We start from the raw sequence: 21,664 nt of genomic DNA on the forward strand, positions 1-21,664 counted from the left end.
GACTTATTCCGTCCGATCCGCATGCAGGGTGGCGAGCACCTTGCCCAGCGTCTCGTTCTGCTCCGGTGTGATTTCTCGGCCAGCACTGTGACCGGCGTTGTCTTCAGCGATCTTGGCCAGCGCTACCAGCCAGTCGCCCACATAGTTGCGCGTGTGTTCCAGGGGTTGCGCCGGCAGTTGCGGCAGCTTGCCCGGGACGATAACCGGTGGCGCCTGGAATAGCTTGGCGCCACGCTCGATGCGGCTGTCGGGACGCTGCCCCAGGGGTGACTCGATGAACCCTAGCCAGCCGATGAAATCGCCCAGCACGGTTTTCGCGGTGAGCACCTGACGTCCGGCCAGCTGCTCGCGTTTGGTGCCAATCTGCTCGGTACTGACGATGGCCTGCAGCAGGCGTGTTTGTAGGTCGAGGCGACTAGCGCCGGTGATGAGCTCATCAACCAGAGCCTCGACCGCTGGCTTGGAGAAGCCCAGATAGGTCATCAGACGCATGTCTTCAGGCAGGTGGCGCAGGTGGCTTATCCACTCACGCAGTACGGCCTGGGCGAAACGTGCATCGCTACCGCTGGAGCGCAGCGGTAAGGCATTGCTCGACGAGCGAGGCGCCGACTCGCTGTCGCCGAACAGATCAAAACTATCGTCGTGTCCCAGGTCATCACCCAGGTTGAGCGCCCCCCCGCTCACAACACCGCTGCTCCCACTATCGCTCACCAGAGCAGTAGGTTCTTCGTCATCGGCGCGCAGGTACAGACCCCGAACCAGATCGTCAGGCAATTGCATTCTCTGCAACAGTTCACCCAGCAGAATGCGCCGCGGCCAGACCGCGTCGAAGATCTGCTTGGCGATCTTGCGCTTCTTCTCCAGCTCGCCGGCGCCTTCTGCCTGATACCAGTGGCCAAGCCGGCTATCCAGCAGATGCAGTACATCATCGAGCTGTTCACGAATACGCCCCAGCTTGACCTCGCGCAGCGCCACGCCACGCAGGTACTGGCTGATACGGCCCATGCCGCCATCGTTCAGCTCCAGCATCGCGTCCCAGGCCTGCTGCGGCTGGTTGACGTGGCGCTGTACAGTTTCGTCTTCGACGAAGGTACTGCGCATCAGCCCCAACGAATCCTGGGCAGCTGCGTTGATACCGATCTCTTCACCAGCCTGCACGTCGAGGAAGGTCACCTTCATGCGCGGTTTGCGCACCAGGAAGGTGTTATCGAAGGGCTGACCGGCCGTCCACTCCTGCAGCCAGGTGTACTGGCCAAAGCGTTCGAGCATGGTCATCTTCATCATGCCGCCGCTACCCCAACCGAGGCGCAGTAGGTCTTCGCCCTTGTCCAAGTCGCTACCAATGCGCATGTCGAACATGGTGATGGCCCACAGCAGGCCCGGCTTACGCAGAGCACGCTCTTCGGGCTTGGCGCCCTGGGTCTTGTCGATCCAGCGGGTCAGTACCGGACCGACAGCGGTGACGTCGGACTGCTTGTTCGATGGCGTACAGACGATCAGCACGTTCATTTCCTGGCTGTCGGTGTAGCGCTCGAACAAATAGGCAACCTTGCCGCGCAGGATCAGTTGCGCCACCGGGCTGGCTTCGTCGCTGCTCACCGCGCGACGCACGTCGTCCAGCGACTCGACCGACAAGCGGCCGCGATAGCCGGGAAAATCGAGCAGGTCGACCTGCTCGAACAGCGGCTCGCTAGTAGGCTCAACCAACGGGAACACCAACTCGACGGTGAGTGCGGCCAGTTGCGCCAGGGACAGCTCGACCGACGCACGCAGCTCGCCGTCAATGAATGGGCGCACGCCGATGCGCTTGTCGCTGTCCTTGCCCAAGCGCTCGAGCATGTCGACGTTCATGATGCTGTCGGCCTGCGACAGGCCCTTGTCGGTCTGCCGCACCAGGGCATCGAGCGGAGCGAATACGCGATCGGCGTTACCCAAGCTGCTCAGGGTTCTGGCGAAGCTCTGGTAGGCCTCGCTCAACTCGTTGATCTCACCCCAGAAGATCGAGAACAGCCGGGTGCGATCCTCCACCGCCAGCCAGGGCGCCAGCTCCACGGCCACGGGCCAGTAGTACCCAGCCAGACCACTCAGCGACGCCGGGAAACTACCTTGCAGGTAGTCCCACAGGGCCACCACGTCGTCCTCGCTGACTCCGGGCACCGGCTTGAGCTGGCGGCGCTGGCCGAGTTCCTTGAGCAGTTGGCGGATGGCCGCTTCATCGAAGCGATAGGACACCTTCTCGGTGTTGAAATCGTTGAAAAAGGAGTTGGCCAGCACCTTGGCCACTTCCACTTCGCCGAACAGCTTCAGCTCCAGCGGGAAATCGTCCGGGCCGGGGCGCGCAGTACGGCTGAAACGGGTGACCAGGCCGGTGGCCTCTTTGCCTCCACCCGGCGGATTGACATGGGTGAGGAAGTCCAGACGACTGCCACCGAAATCAGTCTCCAGCTTGCCGTTGGCACCGGCAGCCAGGGTCGAGATCAGGTACGACTTGCCGGCCTGGGACAGACCGAAGAAACCCACGGTCATCGGCAGGCCGGAAACGCCGCCCAGGCGTCGGGCGGTATTGCGCACGCGACGCAGGCTTAGGATCAGGTCGTCCGCTTCGTTATCCAGGCGTGGCGCGCTGCGGCGCACGTCGCCGATCCAGCGGATCGCCTCGCCGGCACCGGTATGAATGGCGGCCCAGTGTCGGGTCAGTTGCTCAGGCGAGTTACTCATTTGCGAAACACGCTCCCGCTGTCGAGCCAATATTGGGATTCACCCAGCCCGGCGTCGGACAGGGTGTTGAGGCGCAGGCGAATGTGCGAGCGGCTGACCGAACCACTGTTGGATTCGGCACCAAGAAATTCGAAGCTCTCGCTGCCTTCAGCCGGATTGCGCGAAGGCTTGATGCCCAGGCGCACCTTGAGCACCAGCCCCTGGGAAGCGACCTGCTCGCGCAGCTTCTGGTTCTCGATGCTGAGGATGTACAGCGGCGCTGCAGACCAGCGTTCGTTGGCCAGTTGGCGGAAGCCCAGGCGCATGGTGCCGCGCATATCGAAGGTCAACTCGGGCAGCTCGTACTCGGGGTCGTCGAGATCGATATCGCGGAAGTAGACGTTACCGTCCTTGATCACGTTGTTGTTGTCGATCAGACCGAGGAACTTCAACGTCGAGTAGGGTTTGAACGCCGCCGAACGGAAGAAGAAGTTGGGCAGCCGCAGGCTGCGGCTGAGTAGACAGAGCATGGCGCCGACTGCGGCCGTGGTCTTCGGGTCCTCGATACGGTCGAGCTTGTTGAACGGGTACCAGCCACCGGTGCGGTACTGGTTGAGCGGCAGGATGCGTCCCGGCGGCAACGGCAGCAGCTTGCGAAACAGCGCCTGCACACCGGGCAGACGCGACGGACGCCCAGTGAGCAGGAGCACATCGCAGGGGTAGCTGTGGACAACTTCGCACAGCGCCTGAATGGTCTTGCCGATGTTCATGCGATCGCCGATGAACGCCTCGTGAATGCGCCGCAGACTGACGTTGAGCGTTGTCGCCAGCAGGTCGAACGGCTCGCTGCCGTTACCCAGTTGGCGGCGTACGGCACTGCTGAAATAGTCAAGCACATCGTCGGTGGGACGCTCGTCGCCAAGCAGTTCGCCGAAAGTGCCCCTGACCAGGGTGCCGGCATCCAGCGGGTCATATTGTTCGTAGGCCTTGAGCAGGCGCAGACCGATAGGGCTGAACAGTTGCAGAGTCAGTTGCTGGCGCAGCACGGCGTCCTGCACGGCCAGCGGCTCGCTGCCGATCAGCTTGGACAGCAACGCATCAGGGTTGTCGACACCCGCATCACGCAGCGCCGAGCCCAATGCCGGCAGGACGAACTGGCGGATCACGTCGAGCAGGATGTCGTCACCGGCGACCTTGAAACCATCGCGAAAACGCTGCGAGGGGGTGATATAGACGTTGCTGCCCACGCCATCATCGAGCCGATATTCGGTGATCACCAGGTCGGTGGTGCCGCCACCGATATCGATCGAAGCGATGGTCAGACGATCCTTGTGCGGCTGATCCGGACGCGCCATGGTGGCAAAGAACTCCTCCGGACGACCGGCGAAGTTGTTCTGCGTTTCGTTGAACAGGTAGACGACCTGGCCGCAGGTGGCCTCGTCCCACTGCACATGCACTTCCGGTAGGAATGGCCAAGCGGTCTCGCGGCCCTTGGCGTCCTTGATGTTGATCGGATCGTCTTCAGGGTGCCAGCCAAGGCTCTTCCACACCAGGCCGATGGCCTGCTCCATGCACTTGGCGAAGATTTCGCGCTCGGGCTTGGGCATCGACGGCGGCACGGTGAGGATGATCGAGCGCAAGTGGCGCGGCACGCGCGAATGGCTCATGCGCAGACGCTGCGACGGGCTGTTTATCTGCATCAATGCCTGGCCGAGCACTTCGCAGAGCATGAAGGTCATCAACGAGCTGCGCGAATAGTGCGGGTGGAACACCGGCATGCGTTCGTCGAAGGGCAGGCTGTAGAGCGCCTGACCTTTCTCGTTGATCAACCCGGCGACGGGCGCAGCAGTGGCGTGCGGCTCGCTTTCGGATTTGACGTAGGCGCAGTTGAAGCGCCAGCCCGGCTCGTAGTTGTCCTCGTCCCACAGGTAACGCTTCGGGCTGGACAGGCCGGTCGAGCCTTCGGTTCCACGCCGGCGACTGGCCAGACGTCCGGCCTCGCGACCAACGCGGGCGATGGTCGGCCACTGGAAGGCCTCGCGACGGCCACTTTGCACCGAAAAGTGATCCTTGCCGAATACCGCCTGAGCGAACTCGATACGGCTTTCGAAAGGTTCCGGATAAACGTGCTCAGGCTGGGTCAGGTCACGCAGTTCCAGCTCATAGCGCTTGCTCAGGCCATCATTCTCCTGCGGGTGATCCTCGATCAGGATGCCGCAGGTGCGCGAGTTGCCGACATCGAGCACCATGTCCACCGGAATCGCCTTGTGCAGATCGCTGTCGCGGTTGGACACCACCTTGAGCTCCGGCACCGGCAACGCCGTACCGAGCAGGTGCAGCAAGTTGAGGTAATGCGCCTGATGATAGAGCTCCTGACACTCGTGCTCGATGTCATCGAGCTGCATGCGTATCGGCGGCAGTTGCGCCTGCTCGGTGAACACTTCGCGTAGCCAGCCATCGACCCAGGCCAGGTCGAGGAACCAGCCCATCTCGTCGGCCTGATGTGCCAGGGCAAATGCCGCGCCGGCTCGCACATCATCACTGGTCGGCGCCAGATAGGCGGTATCGCTGCGGCTGGCGAATACTTTGGTATCGAAGGCCAGGGTCACCCGGTGAGTATGACCATCTGGATCCTCACCCTCCTTGAGCTCGATGATGCGCATACGCGCCCAGTTCGACGGGCCATCGTCGAAACGCCGAGGTGGGCTGAAGCGAAAGAATGGCAAGGGTAGCCAGAGCCCTTTGAGCAGACGCACCGACTGCTCGACCGCTACGCTGTAGGCTGGGCTCACAGGACTGCCCGGGGCTGCCGGATGGAAAAAGCTGTTGCTGCGTTCATCGAACATCAGCCGCGCCAACGGGCCATCGTTGCGCTGGCGCACGAACTCGCCAGGTAGTTCGCGGCGCAGTTCAAGGGTCACGGCGAAATCCAGGAACTGGACACCGCTGCCCATGATCAGGGTGATCTTATCTTCGTAGTCGGTCTTTTCTGGAAACATGATGCGTTTTTCCGCCCTGTTCTCGGGTCGTGGCAGGCCGTTGGAACTGCCTGGAATTTCAAGGGCCTGTTACTCGACGCCCTGCCTCATGGACATGGGGAATTGCTTGTTCTCATAACTACCCGTGCAGTCAGCAGCGCTACGGCTATCCGGGCTGCACACGACTTCCGGCAGCTTGTAGCTGCTGCCATCGTTGCAGGCAGCCTGCCCCTGGTTGCTGATCGCCAGCTTGCCGCCCTGCATCGCGGCATTCACCGCACCCGAGCACTCGACACCATCACCACGTCGCACCTTGACCTGCCCCTTGCCATCCTTGAAGTCATAGTCGAGTTGCATGGGCTTGCCGGTCTGCGCATCCTGAATACCGGCACCCGCTTTCCAGTTACCGTTGAGGAACTCAGTGGAGCCGGTTTCCAGTGCCTGCGGGGGAATGCTCAGGTCTTGTGGTACGTCCCGACCCGGCGGTTGCTTGCGAGGTTCCTGCTGCTCCTGTGGCGGCTCGGCAGATGGCTCCTCAGCGGCTGCATCCTCAGGCGCGGACGGCGGCGGTTCTTCGCCCGGTGCATCGGGCTCGTCGTGTGCAGCAGCGCCCTCCTCCTGCTCGGCAGCGGGAGACTCCTGTCCGTCCGGCAGTTGACCATCGATAGCAGCACCCGACCCGGCACCATCGACCGACCCACCACGACCGAACACGCCGATATCACGCTCATGCACCGGCAATCCCGGCAGATCGATGCGATCGAGGCCGAGTGGCAACTCGACCGTTGGCGCACAGGCGCGCAGCAAGAACAACAGCAACAGCAGGAGCAGTGGCAGGAGCAACAGCCACAGCCAGCGCCACCAACGCGACTTCTTCACCACCTCAACCGGCACGGCGGTGGCCAGCGGGGGCGGCGCGAGCGGTGCTACTGGCGCAGCGCTGGGCACAGGCGGACGCAGACACAACAGCGGGTCGTGATCATAGGTTCCCGCGTGATCGGTGAACCCCCAGAAGGTGATGACGGGCTTGCCATCGACCAGGTAGACATGGTCGCTGTCGGGAAAGTGAATGGTTTTTTCCAGCAGGCGACCGAATATCTGCTTTTCCCGGTTCTGCGCGTCAGCACGCATGCTTTCGCTGGTAGCACCCAGTTTGGCGTGCATCACCTCAAGCTGAGCATAGGCATTCGCGCGCTCTTCAACCGTGGCCGCCGACCAGGGGATCACGTCGCCCTCTACAGGCGCGTACCAATCGATGCGGTCACCGGTTTCGTTGGGCTGCGGAATGGCTAGGCAACTGGAGGCTTCGCGCCCCATCTTCAGGCGAATGGCCTCGCGCAGTTGCAGCGCGGCGCTGTACACCGGCTGACCATCGACACCCAGCGCCTTGAATTCCTGAAGGTTACCCGTGCGGAGCAATGCGCCTGACATGTGCGGTCATCCTTTCCCTGGCCATCTGAAAATAGAAATTACGGCACAATCATTCCAAATGACGTTGGAAGATCGCGTCAGTCAGCAAGGCGAAAAAGCCTTTTGTATTCAAACGTTAGCTGCACTTAATTTTTCGAAATGTGACATAGACATCGCTTCATGGGAATGCTTTTCGGCGCAAAAATCAATCTGCGATTAACTCTGAATCGATCCCTTATGCGTTTATGTTGAGCTACCTAATCTATCTCTTCTTGCCACTCTTCCGGCAACTGCGGATCGATCGTCAACCAGGGCAGCCGGCTGCTCACCCAGATATGCCGATCCGCCGGGGCTTGCTCCGGTTCGTCCAGCGTGGCGACGGTGACGTCCAGTGTGTCCGGACTGAGGTCGGTATGGAGCGCCAGGTGCGCGCCGCAGTCGCCGCAGAAATAGCGCGTGCAACTGACCGAAGAAGCGAAGGCGCGAGGCGTGCCGCGCAACCACTGAAACGCCTGGTGCGAGACGGTGACCCAGGTGGTGAGAATGCCTCCGCTGCTACGCCGGCAGATCGAGCAATGGCAATGGGCGATGTCCTGCAGCGGTGCCTCGATGCGGTAACGCAGGCTGCCGCACTGGCAACCGCCTTCATGTCTCTCGCTCATGCCGTCTCCGTCTTGCAATGCGGCGGTGCGCTGACCAAGATAGGCGCTCACCGCTACCGGGGGTTCCCGTGATCGACCTGTTGCTGGCCCTGTGGCCGCTGTTCGCCATGATAGTCGCCGGCTACTGGCTGCGTTTGCGAGAGTTTCCCAGCGAGGCCTTCTGGCCAGGCGCCGAGCGCCTCAACTACTTCATCCTGTTCCCCGCCCTGTTGTTCTCCAGCCTGGCCAAGGCGCCGCTGAACAACCCGGCACTGCCGCGCTTGGCTCTGGCCGTGTTGCTCGGTCTGGGCATCGCCTGGCTGGCACTGCTGCTGGTGCGACGGCTACGTGGCTGGCCGGCCGGACGCTTCGGTGCCTTCACCCAGGGCATTCTGCGCTTCAATACCTACCTCGGCCTGGCGGCAGTGGGCAGCCTGTTCGGCCAGGAAGGCCTGACCCTGGCGGCCATCATGCTGGCGCTGATGGTGCCGACGGTTAACGTGCTCTCGGTATGGTCGTTGACTGCCGAGCGTGGCGTCAGCGCCCGCAGCCTGCTGCTGCCGATCCTGAAGAATCCGTTGATACTCGCCTGCGCCGGCGGCGCGCTGTTCAACCTCACCGGTATCGGCTTGCCGGGCGGTACGGATCGCCTGCTCAGCCTGCTCGCGGCCGCCAGTCTGCCGCTGGGCCTGCTCTGCGTCGGCGCGGCACTCAAGCCCGAACAGCTGGGCGGGGAAGTTCCAGCATTGGGCTGGAGCAGCGCGCTGCGTCTGTTGGCCATGCCATTGCTGGCCTGGGCCGTGGCCTGGGGCCTGAACCTGCCCGCGATGGAAAGTGCGGTGCTGGTGCTGTTCTTCGCCCTGCCCACCGCACCGACCGCCTACGTGCTGACACGCCAGTTGGGCGGCGACAGCCAGTTGATGGCCGGCATCATCACCCTGCAGACGCTGCTGGCGGCTGGCAGCCTGGTGGCGATCATGACGCTGCTGGCCTGAACCGCAATATCGGCTTAGCGCTACTCCACGTAACTCTCGATCAGGCGCTGATACTCCCCACGCGCCTTGAGCGCCGCCAGACCACGGTCGAAGCGCTCGATCAACTCGGCCGCGCGCGGATGCTGCCGCGAGACGATGAAGTGCAGCGTACTGCTCTGAAACGGCACCCGTGACCGGTGAAACTGCGCCAGATCAGCGCCAGCGCTGTGCAAAGCACTGCCACCCAGGTTACGGTCGGCAATGAACAGGTCGTCACGTTCGAGCAGCAGTAACCGTGCGCATTCCTGCAGACCCAGTGGAGAATGACGGCGCAGTACGCCCTGCTCGACCATTTGCTGGATCGCCGCCGGCGGCTGCCAGCCCAGCGGATAGCAGAGTCGCCGGCCAATCATGGCGGGTAGATCATCGAGCTCGATGTGATCACCGGCACGGCTGAAGATGTATTGTTCGGCCACATAAATGGGCGCCGAGTAGAGAAACTCCGCCTCGCGCTCGGCAGAACGGACGTAGGGAAAGGTGGCGTCGTACTCAACGCGCTTGGCTTTCAGGTAACCGCGGTTCCAGGGCAGCCAGTCGAGCGTGATTGCCGACCCCTGCTCAGCCAGCGCCGCCCGCACCACCTGGGTGAGCATGCCCTGACCAGGTAATGCCTTGCCAGTGAACGGCGCATAGTCATCGCCCGTAGCCAGGTGCAGCACCTCCGCTCGCGCCGATACGCACAACAGCAGACTCAGCAGAGCCGCCCCCCATAATCCCACCATCAATCTCCAGTCACTGGCGTGCAATCGCCTTGCTGCCCCGATCATTGACTCTTGCTCTCACGAGCACGGCTGTCCAGTGCAACCAGGCTATAGGGCGACAATTCATGCTGTTCTCTTGATACGAAGCAACGGGCTGGGCAGGGCGCCGTCTATTCTTGTCGCAACACGAACGAGATGCGGCAAGCCGATGAATGACACCAACGCCAACGATCAGCCTGACGTTTTCCCCTATCTGCAGCTGATCCACCAGCACGGCGGCTCGGACCTGTTCTTCAGCGTCGGCGCACCGCCGCACATGAAAGTGGAAGGACACAGCCAGCCGGTGGGCCAGCGCATCTTGAAGGCCGGCGAGGTGCAACAGCTGGCCTATCAACTGATGACGCAGAAGCAGATCGCCGAGTTCGAGCGCGATCTGGAGATGAATCTGGCGGTCAGCCTGCAGGGCGCCGGACGTTATCGGGTCAACCTCTACTACCAGCGCGGCGAAGTGGCCATGGTGGTGCGCCTGATCAAGAGCCAGATTCCCAGTTTCGAGGCCCTCGGTCTGCCGAAAATGCTGGAAAAACTGGCCATGCAGGATCGCGGGCTGATCCTGGTCACCGGCGCAGCCGGTTCGGGCAAATCAACCACCCTGGCGGCGATGCTGGATTTCCGCAATCGCCACAAGAGCGGGCATATCGTCTGCATCGAAGACCCCATCGAATTTCTCCACAGCCACCAACGCTCGATCATCGACCAGCGGGAAGTCGGCCTCGATACCCACAGCTTCGACGACGCCCTGCGCAACGTGCTGCGCGAGGCGCCGGACGTGATCATGCTCGGCGAGATCCGCGACGCCGCGACCATGCAGCACGCGCTGCATTACGCCGAAACCGGCCACCTGTGCGTGGCCACGCTGCATGCCACCAGCAGCAGCCACGCCATCGAGCGTATCGCCCGCTTCTTTCCCGACGCCGCCCGCAAGCAGGTGCTGGCCGACGTGGCGCACAACCTGCTCGCGGTGATCGGCCAGCGCCTGGTACCGGGCATCGCGCAAAAACGCGTGGTAGCGGTGGAGCTGATGCTGGGCACGCCCTACATCCGCGACCTGATCCAGCGCGATGAGTTGGACGAGTTGCGCGAAGCCACGGCGCGAGCGGCCGAACAAGGTCTGCAAACCTTCGACCAGCACCTGTTCGCCCTGCTCGAAGCCGGCCGTATCAGCCTGGCCGAAGCGCTCAAGTTCGCCGACTCGCGGACCGACCTCAGCCTCAAGTTCAAGCTCGAGCGCGGCTTCTCCGCCGATGATGCCGAACTCAAGGTACTGCGCGACGGTTGACTGGCTTTATCAGTGATTTCGGCCGATGCTCATCTATACAGGCCGAAACCATAATTCCTCATCGGCCGTCTTTCAGGGGGGCCGATTCATGCTGACCCTGCTGCATTTGCTGTCAGCCATTGCCCTGTTGGTCTGGGGCACACAAATCGTACGTACCGGCATCCTGCGCGTGTTCGGCTCGCAGTTGCGCAAGGTGCTCAGCCACAATATCGGCCGCCGGCCGCTGGCGTTCGTCGCCGGCATCGGCGTCACGGCGCTGGTGCAGAGCAGCAACGCCACGGCCTTGCTGGTCACCTCCTTCGTCGCCCAGGGCTTGATGGCGTTGGCGCCGGGCCTGGCGATCATGCTCGGTGCTGACGTCGGCACGGCGCTCATGGCCCGCGTGCTGACGCTCAATCTCAGTTGGCTGAGCCCGCTGCTGATCTTTCTCGGGGTGATCTTCTTCCTCTCGCGGCGGCAGACCCGCGCGGGCCAACTCGGCCGGGTGGCCATCGGCCTGGGCCTGATGCTGCTGGCGCTGGAGCTGATCGTCGCCGCCGCCACGCCAATCACCGAAGCGCGCGGCATTCGCGTGCTGTTCGCGTCATTGACCGGCGATCTGCTGCTCGACGCGCTGGTCGGTGCGTTGTTCGCCCTGCTCACCTACTCCAGCCTGGCCGCCGTGCTGCTCACCGCCACCCTGGCCGGTGCCGGGCTGATCAGCCTGCCGGTGGCCATCGGCCTGGTGATCGGTGCCAACATCGGCAGCGGTCTGCTGGCCTTTCTCACCAGCAGCCTGCAGAACCCGGCCGGGCGTCGCGTGGCGCTGGGCAGTCTGATCTACAAGCTGATCGGACTGTTGCTGGTGCTGCCGGTACTGCAGCCCTTGGCCGACTGGCTGGACAGTCTGAACTGGCGCCCGGCGGAGCTGGTGATCTTCTTCCACCTGCTCTACAACAGCCTGCGCGCCCTGCTGATGCTACCCACCGTCGGCTGGATGGCGCGCTTCTGCAACTGGCTGCTGCCGGACCGTGCCGATGACAGCGGCATCGCCCGCCCGCGCCACCTCGACCCGACGGCGCTGACCACGCCAAGCCTGGCGCTGGCCAACGCCGTGCGCGAAACCCTGCGCGTGGGCGACAAGATCGAGGCCATGCTCGGCCACCTGCTGCCGGTGCTGGAGCAGAACCAGCCGGCATTGAACAAGGAGCTGCGCCTGCTCAATGACGACGTCGCCAGCCTGTGCCGGGCGGTCAAGCTGTACCTGGCGCAGATCCCGCGCGAGGCGATGAGCGAACACGAGAGCCGGCGCTGGGCCGAGGTGCTCGAGCTGGCGGTGAACCTGGAGCAGGCCGGCGAGCTGATCGAACGCATGCTCGGCAAGATCCAGAACGAGAAGACTGCGCAGCGCCGAGCCTTCTCCGAGAAAGGTCTGGAGGAGCTGACCAGCCTGCATGGGCAACTGACAGCCAACCTGCGCCTGGGCCTTAACGTGTTCCTCAGCGCCGATCACGCCAGTGCCAGCCAGTTGCTGCGCGAGAAGCGCCGCTTCCGCGCGCAGGAGCGGCGCCTGGCGCACGCGCATATCGGCCGCCTGCAGCGCCAGGTGCTGCAGAGCATCGAGACCAGCTCATTGCATCTGGAGCTGATCGCCGACATGAAGCGCCTCAACTCGCTGTTCTGCTCCAGCGCCTATGTGGTGCTGGAGGGCCAGGAGACCGGCGCGCTCAGACTCGAGGGTGGCGAGTGACTCAGTCGGCGCTGCTTACTCGCTCGGGCGCGGCCGGCTCCACGCCGCGCCAGGCATACCAGGCGAAGAACAGCGCCATCAGCAGATAGCCGTGGACGAAGTCCGGCGCGGCGTACCAGGCCAGCTTCGGTGCGTGCATCAGGCCAACGAAGGCCATGCCGGCTGCCACCAACGCGAAGACGGTGGCCTGGCGGAACTGACGGTCGATCACCGCCACGCACATGGCACCGAGCAGGATGGCGCTGAACATGGCGCCCTGCCCCAACGCGCCGATGGCACTGGAGATGCCCTCGACCACCTCCGGCGCGCCCCGATTGAAGCGAGTCATCAGGTAGTTGGCGAAATACGGCAGCATCGCCAACGCCACTGCAGGATAGTAACGGGCGTGGTTGCTGTTGAACGCGGTGGCGATCATCGACATGCCGACGAATACCAGGATCGGCGCCACCACCGATACCGGAATCAGCGCGGCGATGAAGGCGATCAGGCCGAACATGGTCGCCAGGCCGTACACCGCTCCATTGAGCAGACTGTAACCACGCCCGGCGCCCATCCACTTCGAGCCCACGGTGGCGATGTACACGGTGGTCGGGAACACGCCGCCGAACAGTGCACCGAGCGAGGTGCCCAGTCCGTCCACGGCCTGACACTCGCGCACGCTGTAGCTGTCACCGGCGGCGCTCATGGCCTCGACGTTGTTCATGGTCTCGATGGCGTTGTACAGGGTGATCGGCAGGATCACCGTCATCAGCGCCAGCAGGCTGGTGAACAGCAGGCCCAGGCCCTCGTACCAGGCCAGGTTGGGCAGCAGCGGGTAGAAACCCAGGTGGGTGAAGGCATCGCTGAACTTGCCGCTATCGGCGGCGCCGATCAGGTAGGCCAGCGCCGTACCGACGACGATGGCGAACAGCGAAGCCGGCAGGCGAAACGGCATGCTTACCCGCGCCACCAGGCCGACGATGGTGATGGCCAGTACCAGCAGACCGATCACCGGGATTTCCAGGGTCTTGAACAGCATCTCGCCAGCGATGAAGGTCAGCGCCACCCCAGCCACCGCGCCAAGCATGGCCGCACGCGGCAAGCGGCGCTGTACCCAGTTGCCGAACAGGCTGATGGCAGCCTCGATCAGACCACTGATGAAGCAGGCAGCCACCGCCACCTTCCAGGCCAGCTCGGCGTCACCGGTGAGGTTCTTCGCCGGCAGCAGCACGCCGAACAGGAAGACGAACATCACCGGCGTGCTGATGCCGTAGGAAAGCGCGGTGACGTCGGCGCGGTTCTCCTTGCGCGCCAGACGCGCGGCGCTCCAGGCGTAGTAGAAGTTACCGGCCATCACCGCCACCGCCGCCCCCGGCAGTACCTGGCCGAACACGATTTCGGCAGGGAAACCCATGCCCAGCATGCTGATGGCGATGATCACGAAGTTGGCGATGTTGTTCTGGAACAGGGCGAAGAAGGCGTCGGTGTCTTCCTTCTTGTACCAGGGGTAATGCACGCGCGGCGTCGACATGCTGGCTGCGTCCTTGTTGTCTGAGTGGTCAGGCCGGCGAGTCTAGCAATCCGCGCCCAGGGCATAAACGAACAAGGCAGCCGAAGCTCAATGCCTGTCAGATAGGCTTCGCAAATCCCCTCTTGCGTAGGGGCCCCGCCCCGGGGCGAAGCTTTTGGGTCGGCGCCGCCCGGGTTCGCGGCGGGGCGCCGCTCCTACACAAATGGGGGCATGGTCAATAAACGAACAAGGCAGCCGAAGCTGCCTTGTTGTCAGTTGCCAGGCTAGGTTATGCGGTCTGCGCGACCTGACGGCGACGCTGCAGCAGCACAACGAGACCGAACAGCAGGAAGCCCGGAATCCACATCAGCTCCTTGATCCAGCGGTCGGTCGGTGCCCGCACGCTGAGGATCTGCTGATCGAACTCCAGACCCGCATCAGCGGCCAGGCTGCCGAAGGTGACGCTGTCCACCAGCACCTTGTCGCCTTCCTCATAGAGGTTCAGGCCGAGCTTCTCCAGGCGCGCCTGGCCCGACGCGCCATCCGGCACCGGCAGCAGCACGGTGAACTCACGCGGGTCGCCCACGGCGTTCTCGCCGAGAATGCGCAGGCGCAGCGAGCTGCCGTCCTCTACCCCATCGAGCGCTTGCGCCAGCTCGGCCGGCGGCACCTCCTGATAGGGGTCGTGCAGCATGTCCATCCAGAAGCCGGGGCGGAACAGGGTGAAGGCCACCAGCAGCAGCAACACGCTCTCGTACAGGCGGCTGCGCACCAGGAAGAAACCCTGGGTGCCGGCAGCGAATATCAGCATGGCGATGGTCGCCACGATGAAGATGATCACGCCGTGCCAGAAGTCGACGTCGATCAGCAGCAGGTCAGTGTTGAAGATGAACAGGAACGGCAGCGCAGCGGTACGCAGGCTGTAGAAGAACGCCACGATACCGGTCTTGATCGGATCGCCCTTGGACACCGCCGCCGCGGCGAACGAGGCCAGCCCCACCGGTGGCGTTACGTCGGCCATGATGCCGAAGTAGAAGACGAACAGGTGCACCGCGATCAGCGGCACGATCAAGCCGTTCTGCTGCCCCAGCGCCACCACCACCGGCGCCAGCAGGCTGGACACCACGATGTAGTTGGCGGTAGTCGGCAAGCCCATACCGAGGATCAGGCTGAACACCGCCACCAGGATCAGCATCAGCAGCAGGTTGCCCATCGACAGCAGCTCGACCAGATCGGCCAGCACCAGGCCAACGCCGGTCTGCGACACCGCACCGACGATGATGCCCGCCGCCGCCGTGGCGATACCGATACCGATCATGTTGCGGGCGCCAGCGATCAGGCCTTCGCGCAGATCAATCACGCCATCGATGAAGCTGCCGTGGTCATGGCTGCCATCGCGGCGCATCCAGCTCAGCAGCGGGCGCTGGGTGAGCAGGATGATGATCAGCATCACGCTGCCCCAGAAGGCCGACAGACCGGGAGACAGGCGCTCGATCATCAGGCACCAGACCAGCACCACCACCGGCAGCAGGAAGTGCAGGCCGGACAGCAGCACCGCGCGGGTCTGCGGCAGCTCTTCCAGCGGCGCGTTGGGGTCTTCCGGCGGCAGTACCGGCACGCTAGCGGCGACTTTCAGCAGCGCCAGGTAGACCACTGCGAGCAGAACACCGATCACCGGCAGGGCATATTCACCGAGCGCCGGCTTGAGCCAACCCAGGCCGTAGTAGACCGCCAGCGACAGGCCACTGATCAGCGCTGCACCGAAGGCGAAACCGGTCAGGCGACGCAGCCAGGGCTTGGGCTGATGACCGCCAATGGGCTGCAGGCCGAGCTTGAGCGCCTCAAGATGAACGATGTAGAGCAGCGCGATGTAGGAAATCGCGGCAGGCAGGAAGGCGTGCTTGATGATCTCGACATAGGGCATGCCGATGTACTCGACCATCAGGAAGGCTGCAGCCCCCATCACCGGCGGCATGATCTGGCCGTTGACCGAGGAGGCCACCTCCACCGCACCAGCCTTCTCCGAAGAGAAGCCGGTGCGTTTCATCATCGGAATGGTGAAGGTACCGGTGGTCACCACGTTGGCGATCGACGAGCCGGAAATCATCCCGGTCAGGCCGGAAGCCAGCACCGCCGCCTTGGCCGGGCCACCACGGAAGTGGCCGAGCAGGCTGAACGCCAGCTGGATGAAGTAATGGCCAGCACCGGCGCGCTCGAGCAGCGCGCCGAACAGCACGAAGAGGAACACGAAGCTGGTGGATACACCCAGAGCGATGCCGAACACGCCTTCGGTGGTGATCCACTGGTGGTTGGCCAACGCGTTGAAGCTGACCCCACGGTGCGCCAATATCCCCGGCATATAGGGGCCGGCCAGGCTGTAAACGAGAAACACCAGGGCGATGATCGCCAGGGGTGGGCCAAGAGCACGGCGCGTGGCTTCCAGCAGCAGGGGGATACCGATGCAGGCCGTAACCAGGTCACCTGTGGTCAGGCTGCCGGGGCGCAGGGCCAACTGCTGATAGAAAATGAACAGATAGGCAGCACTGGCCGCGGCGACCAGGCCTAGAGCGATATCCAGCAGCGGCACGCGATCACGCGGCGAGCGTTTGAACGCCGGGTAGGCGAGAAACGCCAGCAGCAGGGCAAATGCCAGGTGAATGGCACGGGTCTGGGTATCGTTGAGCACGCCGACACCGAAGATGAACGGCAGTGGCGAGGCGATCCACAGCTGGAACAGCGACCAGAGCAGGGCCAGGCCGGTGATCACCTGGGCCATCGAGCCGACGGGCGTGCGCGCGCCGACATCCTGGGCGATCAGTTCCTCGGTGGAAAGTTGCTTGTCATGCATGGGGCGAACCTGCATTTGAGTAAACGGAAAACGGCAAAACCCGCGGGCCTGAGCCTGCGGGTTTGTTTAACACTAGAAGCGAATCGAGTGACGCGCCTGGCGACGCATCACGAACGGCCCTGACCGGCTGGCCGACAGGGCCCAAAGAGGGTGTTTACAAAGCAGCATGGCCGAGCGCAGCAATTTGTAGACACCCTCGAAGGCTTACAGCCAGCCGCGTTCTTTGTAGTAACGCTCTGCACCCTCATGCAGCGGGGCAGTCAGACCGACCTTGATCATGTCTTCTTCCTTCAGGTCAGCGAAGGCCGGGTGCAGACGCTTGAAGCGGTCGATGTTGTCGAACACCGATTTGACCAGTTGGTAGACCACTTCCGGATCGGCCTTGGCGCTGGTGGACAGCACGGCCTTGCCGCCGATGGACGGCGTCGGCTGATCGTTGCCCTTATACAGACCGCCAGGGATGTCGGCCTTGGTGTAGTAGGTCTTCTCGGCCAGCAGCTTGTCGATCTCGGCGCCGGTCACCGGAACCAGAACGGCGTCGGTGGTGGTGGTAGCTTCCTGGATCGCGCCATTCGGATGACCGACGAAGTAGGTCATGGCATCGATGTTGTTGTCGCCCAGAGCGCTGGCCTGTTCGGCCGGCTTCAGCTCGGCAGCCAGGGCGAAGGCAGAGCGATCCCAGCCTTTGACAGCCATGATCTCTTCCAGGGTGTCACGCTGACCGGAACCCGGGTTGCCGACGTTAACGCGCTTGCCCTTGAGATCATCGAAACTGGCGATGTTGGCGCTACGACGGGCGAGGACAGTGAACACTTCGCTCTGCAGCGAGAACACCGCACGGATATCGCTCATCGCACCTTCGGCTTCGAACGGTGCAGCGCCGTTGAGAGCCTTGAACTGGTGGTCGGACTGCATGATGCCGAAGTTGAATTCGCCGCTGCGAATGCCATTCACGTTGGCCACACCGCCGCCGCTGGCCGGCGCGTTGCACTTGATGCCGTGCTCAGCCGAGCCACGGTTGAGGAAGCGGCAGATGGACTGACCGGCCACGTAATAGACGCCGGTCTGGCCGCCGGTGCCGATGGTGACGAATTTCTCTTCGGCCTGTGCCATACCACTCAGGGCAGTACCCGCGAGCGCGGCGGACAGGACCCATGCCAAGGATTTGCCTTTCATGGGATATCTCCTTTTTCTGTTGTTTTGAGCGAGCGTGCCTTGTGAGCGACGTCCGGGTGGGAAGTCTAACTGCTTGCGACGAATATGCACGCCTTGTTGACCAACCGGTCGTAACTCATTGTGTGGGGCGCAGGCTATCGTCCAACCCCGGCATTGGGCAGAATCGACCAATGTCGAACGTCCCTCATGAATCATCGCAGGCCTCGGTCAGCGCCAGTCTGACCCAGGCTGTGCTGCACGCAGCCAGTCGCCTCGGCCTCGACCGTCAGGCGCTGCTCAGCGTCTGTAACCTGACTGACCAGCAACTGGCTGATCCCGACGCGCGCATCCCCTTCAGCGTCCAGCAGACCCTCTGGCATGAGCTGGATTCACGCCTGCAGCACCCGGAACCCGGCCTGCTGCTCGGTCGCAACCTCACCCCAGGCCCATTCAGCGTCCTCAGTTATCTGCTGCAGAGCAGCGCCACCCTGAGCGATGCGCTGAACGCCGCACTACGCTATCAGCGCCTCGCTGGCGAGGGCGGCGAACTGCATATCGATACTCGCGACGACAGCCTGTTGCTGCTGTACCGCCCATTGCATCCGCAGCATCCGGCAACCCGCATCCGCGTCCTGGCGATGATGGCCTGCTGGGTGCAGATGACCATGCCGCTGCTCGACGACTTCCGCCTGCTCGGCGCGCAATTTCGTCACGCTGAACCAGCCGACCTTGCGCCCTATCAGGACGTGTTCGCCTGCCCACTGCAGTTCGCCAGCGACGACTACGCCATCGCCCTGCCCCGGACCCTGGGCCAGGCGCCCCTGATCCAGGCCAACCCGCCGCTGCAGCAACTGCTGCGCCAGCATGCCGAAACCCTGCTCGCCCGCCTGCCCAGCGCCAGCCTCAGTGCGCGGGTCATCGGCCTGCTCGGCGAGCAACTGGCACACGGCGAACCCGACCGCGCCGAGCTGGCCCGTACGCTGAACCTGAGCGAACGCACCCTGCAGCGCAGGCTGGCCGAAGAGGGCTGCAGCTATCAGCACCTGCTGGCCGACACGCGCCGCCAGCTGGCCGAACAACACCTGCGCGACGGACGCCTACCTGCGGCGGAAATCGCCCTGCTGCTGGGCTACTCCGAACCCAGCGTATTCTTCCGCGCCTTCCGCCAGTGGACCGGCCTGACCCCTGGCGAATACCGCGCCCAGCACGGCACTGCCTGAGGCACAGGTTCGCTCGCCAACACGGCGGTCCTGGGCACCATTCGCCACGCTCATCACCGAGCATCCCGCGGCGCAAAACAGCCGCGACGGCATCAGCGCATCACCCGTATCGATGATGACTATGCCTGTGCCTGGCGTGCGCTGCCTGGACCCGAGGGGTTAGAGTGGCCGGCCATGCAACGAGGAGAATTCCCCAATGAGCCGACTGGCCTCCATCAAGCTCTCCACCCTCGACCTGGCGCCGATTCGCGACGATGGCGATGCCGCTCAGGCCCTGCACAATTCGCTGGCGCTGGCCCGACATGTCGAGAGCCTCGGCTTCGAGCGATTCTGGGTGGCCGAGCACCACAACATGGACGGCATCGCCAGCTCCGCCACCTCAGTGCTGATCGGCTATCTGGCCGCCGGCACCTCGAAAATCCGCCTGGGCGCTGGCGGCGTGATGCTGCCCAACCATGCGCCGCTGGTGATTGCCGAACAGTTCGGCACCCTCGCCACGCTCTATCCCGGGCGTATCGAACTGGGCCTGGGCCGCGCGCCCGGCGCCGATCAGTACACCGCCCATGCCCTGCGCCGCAGCCGCGATGGTAGCGCCGACGACTTCCCCAATGACGTCGAGGAACTGCAGGCCTACCTCGGCCCGCGCCAGGAAGGGCAACGGGTGATCGCCATGCCCGGGGCGGGCACCAATGTGCCGATCTGGCTGCTCGGCTCCAGCCTGTTCAGCGCCCAGCTGGCCGGCATGAAGGGCCTGCCTTACGCCTTCGCCTCGCACTTCGCACCGCGCTACATGCACGAGGCGATCCGCATCTACCGCAACCACTTCCGCCCCTCGGCGGTGCTGGACAAGCCTTATGTGATGCTTGGCGTACCGCTGCTGGCAGCCGACAGCGATGAGCAGGCGCAGTACCTGGCCACCTCCGCGTTCCAGCGCATCCTGGCGCTGATCCGCGGCCAGAGCCTGGTGCAACGCAAGCCCGTACCGAGCATGGACGGCCTGTGGCTGCCGCACGAGCGCCAGGCCGTGGGCGAGTTCTTCGGCCTGGCTACCATCGGCGGGCCGCAGACCGTGCGTCAGCGCCTGGAACAGTTGCTGGAGCAAACCGAAGCGGACGAGCTGATCTTCACCTGCGACATGTACGACTTCGCCGACCGCCTGCACGCCTTCGACATCCTCGCCGAGCTGCAACACGGCTAGCAGGCCGTTGAAAAACGTAGGCGAGGCAGCCAGTGCAAGGCAAAAGCAGGCGAAAAAGCGGAGTTTACGAGCTGTAAATGAGCATTTTGAGCCTGCTTTTAACGTAGCAATGGCAACGCAGGTAGTTTTTCAACAGCCTGCTAAGTGCGAACTTGTACGCGTGACAGCCCTCTGAATCAGAACAGGCCGCCAGATCGGTGGCCCCGTTCATACGATGGGAGACGCATATGAAGAAGACAGCTTCGGCCCACTGGCAAGGTGGTATCAAGGACGGCAAAGGCACCATCTCTACCGAAAGTGGCGTCCTCAAGGACTCGCCCTACGGTTTCAACACCCGCTTCGAGGACAAGCCCGGCACCAACCCCGAAGAGCTGATCGGCGCCGCTCATGCGGGCTGCTTCTCCATGGCGCTGTCCAAGGAGTTGGGCGACGCCGGCATGACCGCCGAGAGCATTGACACCAAGGCGCAAGTGACCCTGGAAAAGGTCGAGGGCGGCTTCGAAATCAGCGCCGTGCATCTGACGCTGCGCGCGAAGATCCCAGGCGCCGAACGCGCCGCCTTCGAGAAAGCCGTGGAAGCTGCCAAGACCGGCTGCCCGGTATCCAAGGTACTGAACGCCACGATCACCCTGGAAGGCATACTCGAAGCCTGACCTTGCACCCGCGGCGCCCCCATTGATCAGCGGGGCGCGCCGTGCGGATCAGCCCTGGCCTAGATGGCCGTCCCGCAACGCAGCACCTCGCCACGCGCCAACACGTTGCGTTGCTCGTCATACAGCCAGGCCTGCGCTTTCATCAGCTGTTGACGTGCCTCGACGCGGTAGCGCTGGCCAGCCGCAAAGTCTTCGTAGCGCAGGCGAATCTCGCAGGTCATGCGCAATGGCTCGCTCTGCATCCCTATCGACCCACCGCTACGCACCTCGAACTGGAAGCGTGTTTCCAGCTCATGCTGGCCGGGCGTCACCTGAAAGTAGCGGCCATCCGGCCAGCGCTTGCCGTCCAGGCGGTCAGCCATCAGCAAAGTATCGGCGGTGGAATACAACTCGACCCAGGCCTGCTGCGGGTCGGGCTTGGGCAGGGGTGAAGCACAGGCCCCGAGCATCATCAGGGCGGGGGCGAGAAACAGGGCGCGCATGGCGACCTCCACGATAGGGTTCAGACACCAGCCTACATCGGGAGGCGGGCAAAACCGAGGCGAAACGAGCCTATTCACACGCACGGGGCT

At 63.6% G+C, this 21,664-nt stretch carries 15 protein-coding genes; 6 read left to right on the forward strand and 9 right to left on the reverse strand.

The annotated features are described in order from the left end of the window. Positions 1-3: 3 nt before the first annotated feature. The 4 genes from BLS08_RS00100 to BLS08_RS00115 all read right to left on the reverse strand — a co-directional run bounded on the left by BLS08_RS00100 (position 4) and on the right by BLS08_RS00115 (position 7,747). A complete protein-coding gene (locus tag BLS08_RS00100; protein ID WP_017676121.1) occupies positions 4-2,718 on the reverse strand; it encodes a putative virulence factor in 2,715 nt (904 codons plus the stop codon). Further along, on the reverse strand, positions 2,715-5,696 hold the full coding sequence (locus BLS08_RS00105; protein WP_017676122.1) for a virulence factor SrfB: 2,982 nt from the start codon (positions 5,694-5,696) through the stop codon (positions 2,715-2,717). Before BLS08_RS00105 ends, BLS08_RS00100 begins: the two co-directional genes overlap by 4 nt. Before the next feature lie 69 nt (positions 5,697-5,765). Then, positions 5,766-7,106, reverse strand: coding sequence for an SrfA family protein (locus BLS08_RS00110; protein WP_017676123.1), 1,341 nt, complete (start codon positions 7,104-7,106; stop codon positions 5,766-5,768). A 236-nt stretch (positions 7,107-7,342) separates the two neighbouring features. Beyond that, positions 7,343-7,747, reverse strand: a complete 405-nt coding sequence (locus BLS08_RS00115; protein WP_017676124.1) for a GFA family protein — start codon at positions 7,745-7,747, stop codon at positions 7,343-7,345. A 68-nt stretch (positions 7,748-7,815) separates the two neighbouring features. Here BLS08_RS00115 and BLS08_RS00120 point away from each other — a divergent pair, with 68 nt between their 5' ends. Then, positions 7,816-8,721 (forward strand): AEC family transporter, encoded by a 906-nt coding sequence (locus tag BLS08_RS00120; protein WP_017676125.1) that lies wholly within the window; start codon positions 7,816-7,818, stop codon positions 8,719-8,721. 20 nt (positions 8,722-8,741) lie between these two features. Here BLS08_RS00120 and BLS08_RS00125 read toward each other — a convergent pair whose 3' ends face one another. After that, complete coding sequence (locus BLS08_RS00125) at positions 8,742-9,482, reverse strand: substrate-binding periplasmic protein (RefSeq protein WP_017676126.1); 741 nt, start codon at positions 9,480-9,482, stop codon at positions 8,742-8,744. A 187-nt stretch (positions 9,483-9,669) separates the two neighbouring features. Here BLS08_RS00125 and BLS08_RS00130 point away from each other — a divergent pair, with 187 nt between their 5' ends. Then, positions 9,670-10,800 (forward strand): PilT/PilU family type 4a pilus ATPase, encoded by a 1,131-nt coding sequence (locus BLS08_RS00130; protein WP_017676127.1) that lies wholly within the window; start codon positions 9,670-9,672, stop codon positions 10,798-10,800. An 88-nt stretch (positions 10,801-10,888) separates the two neighbouring features. Further along, entirely contained in the window at positions 10,889-12,529 is a 1,641-nt protein-coding gene (locus BLS08_RS00135; RefSeq protein ID WP_017676128.1) for a Na/Pi cotransporter family protein, read from the forward strand. A 1-nt stretch (position 12,530) separates the two neighbouring features. On the opposite strand, the gene BLS08_RS00140 is transcribed toward BLS08_RS00135, so the two are convergent. The 3 genes from BLS08_RS00140 to BLS08_RS00150 all read right to left on the reverse strand — a co-directional run bounded on the left by BLS08_RS00140 (position 12,531) and on the right by BLS08_RS00150 (position 18,042). Then, positions 12,531-14,039 carry a uracil permease gene (locus tag BLS08_RS00140; RefSeq protein WP_017676129.1) on the reverse strand — a complete coding sequence of 503 codons (1,509 nt, stop codon included), beginning with the start codon at positions 14,037-14,039 and terminating at the stop codon, positions 12,531-12,533. Between the two features lie 268 nt (positions 14,040-14,307). Next, positions 14,308-16,866, reverse strand: a complete 2,559-nt coding sequence (locus BLS08_RS00145) for a TRAP transporter permease (RefSeq protein WP_017676130.1) — start codon at positions 16,864-16,866, stop codon at positions 14,308-14,310. 204 nt (positions 16,867-17,070) lie between these two features. Then, positions 17,071-18,042: a TAXI family TRAP transporter solute-binding subunit gene (locus BLS08_RS00150; protein ID WP_017676131.1), complete on the reverse strand. Its 972-nt coding sequence runs from the start codon at positions 18,040-18,042 to the stop codon at positions 17,071-17,073. A gap of 170 nt (positions 18,043-18,212) precedes the next feature. Between BLS08_RS00150 and BLS08_RS00155 the strand changes: the two genes are divergently transcribed. From BLS08_RS00155 to BLS08_RS00165, 3 genes are all read left to right on the forward strand, one after another. After that, positions 18,213-19,241: an AraC family transcriptional regulator gene (locus BLS08_RS00155; protein WP_017676132.1), complete on the forward strand. Its 1,029-nt coding sequence runs from the start codon at positions 18,213-18,215 to the stop codon at positions 19,239-19,241. Positions 19,242-19,437: 196 nt separating this feature from the next. Continuing rightward, complete coding sequence (locus tag BLS08_RS00160; protein ID WP_017676133.1) at positions 19,438-20,439, forward strand: LLM class flavin-dependent oxidoreductase; 1,002 nt, start codon at positions 19,438-19,440, stop codon at positions 20,437-20,439. A 227-nt stretch (positions 20,440-20,666) separates the two neighbouring features. Continuing rightward, entirely contained in the window at positions 20,667-21,092 is a 426-nt protein-coding gene (locus BLS08_RS00165) for an OsmC family protein (protein WP_017676134.1), read from the forward strand. 59 nt (positions 21,093-21,151) lie between these two features. On the opposite strand, the gene BLS08_RS00170 is transcribed toward BLS08_RS00165, so the two are convergent. Then, on the reverse strand, positions 21,152-21,574 hold the full coding sequence (locus BLS08_RS00170; RefSeq protein WP_017676135.1) for a PA0061/PA0062 family lipoprotein: 423 nt from the start codon (positions 21,572-21,574) through the stop codon (positions 21,152-21,154). Positions 21,575-21,664: the final 90 nt, after the last annotated feature.

The organism is Ectopseudomonas chengduensis (assembly GCF_900102635.1).
Lineage (GTDB): Bacteria > Pseudomonadota > Gammaproteobacteria > Pseudomonadales > Pseudomonadaceae > Aquipseudomonas > Aquipseudomonas chengduensis.

What these genes read in the sequence shown, in the direction of transcription:
- BLS08_RS00150 (WP_017676131.1), bottom strand. Translation starts at nt 18,042, where the DNA reads ATGAAAGGCAAATCCTTGGCATGGGTCCTGTCCGCCGCGCTCGCGGGT.
- BLS08_RS00100 (WP_017676121.1), bottom strand. Translation starts at nt 2,718, where the DNA reads ATGAGTAACTCGCCTGAGCAACTGACCCGACACTGGGCCGCCATTCAT.
- BLS08_RS00125 (WP_017676126.1), bottom strand. Translation starts at nt 9,482, where the DNA reads ATGGTGGGATTATGGGGGGCGGCTCTGCTGAGTCTGCTGTTGTGCGTA.
- BLS08_RS00135 (WP_017676128.1), top strand. Translation starts at nt 10,889, where the DNA reads ATGCTGACCCTGCTGCATTTGCTGTCAGCCATTGCCCTGTTGGTCTGG.
- BLS08_RS00115 (WP_017676124.1), bottom strand. Translation starts at nt 7,747, where the DNA reads ATGAGCGAGAGACATGAAGGCGGTTGCCAGTGCGGCAGCCTGCGTTAC.
- BLS08_RS00140 (WP_017676129.1), bottom strand. Translation starts at nt 14,039, where the DNA reads ATGTCGACGCCGCGCGTGCATTACCCCTGGTACAAGAAGGAAGACACC.
- BLS08_RS00130 (WP_017676127.1), top strand. Translation starts at nt 9,670, where the DNA reads ATGAATGACACCAACGCCAACGATCAGCCTGACGTTTTCCCCTATCTG.
- BLS08_RS00145 (WP_017676130.1), bottom strand. Translation starts at nt 16,866, where the DNA reads ATGCATGACAAGCAACTTTCCACCGAGGAACTGATCGCCCAGGATGTC.
- BLS08_RS00110 (WP_017676123.1), bottom strand. Translation starts at nt 7,106, where the DNA reads ATGTCAGGCGCATTGCTCCGCACGGGTAACCTTCAGGAATTCAAGGCG.
- BLS08_RS00165 (WP_017676134.1), top strand. Translation starts at nt 20,667, where the DNA reads ATGAAGAAGACAGCTTCGGCCCACTGGCAAGGTGGTATCAAGGACGGC.
- BLS08_RS00155 (WP_017676132.1), top strand. Translation starts at nt 18,213, where the DNA reads ATGTCGAACGTCCCTCATGAATCATCGCAGGCCTCGGTCAGCGCCAGT.
- BLS08_RS00160 (WP_017676133.1), top strand. Translation starts at nt 19,438, where the DNA reads ATGAGCCGACTGGCCTCCATCAAGCTCTCCACCCTCGACCTGGCGCCG.
- BLS08_RS00105 (WP_017676122.1), bottom strand. Translation starts at nt 5,696, where the DNA reads ATGTTTCCAGAAAAGACCGACTACGAAGATAAGATCACCCTGATCATG.
- BLS08_RS00170 (WP_017676135.1), bottom strand. Translation starts at nt 21,574, where the DNA reads ATGCGCGCCCTGTTTCTCGCCCCCGCCCTGATGATGCTCGGGGCCTGT.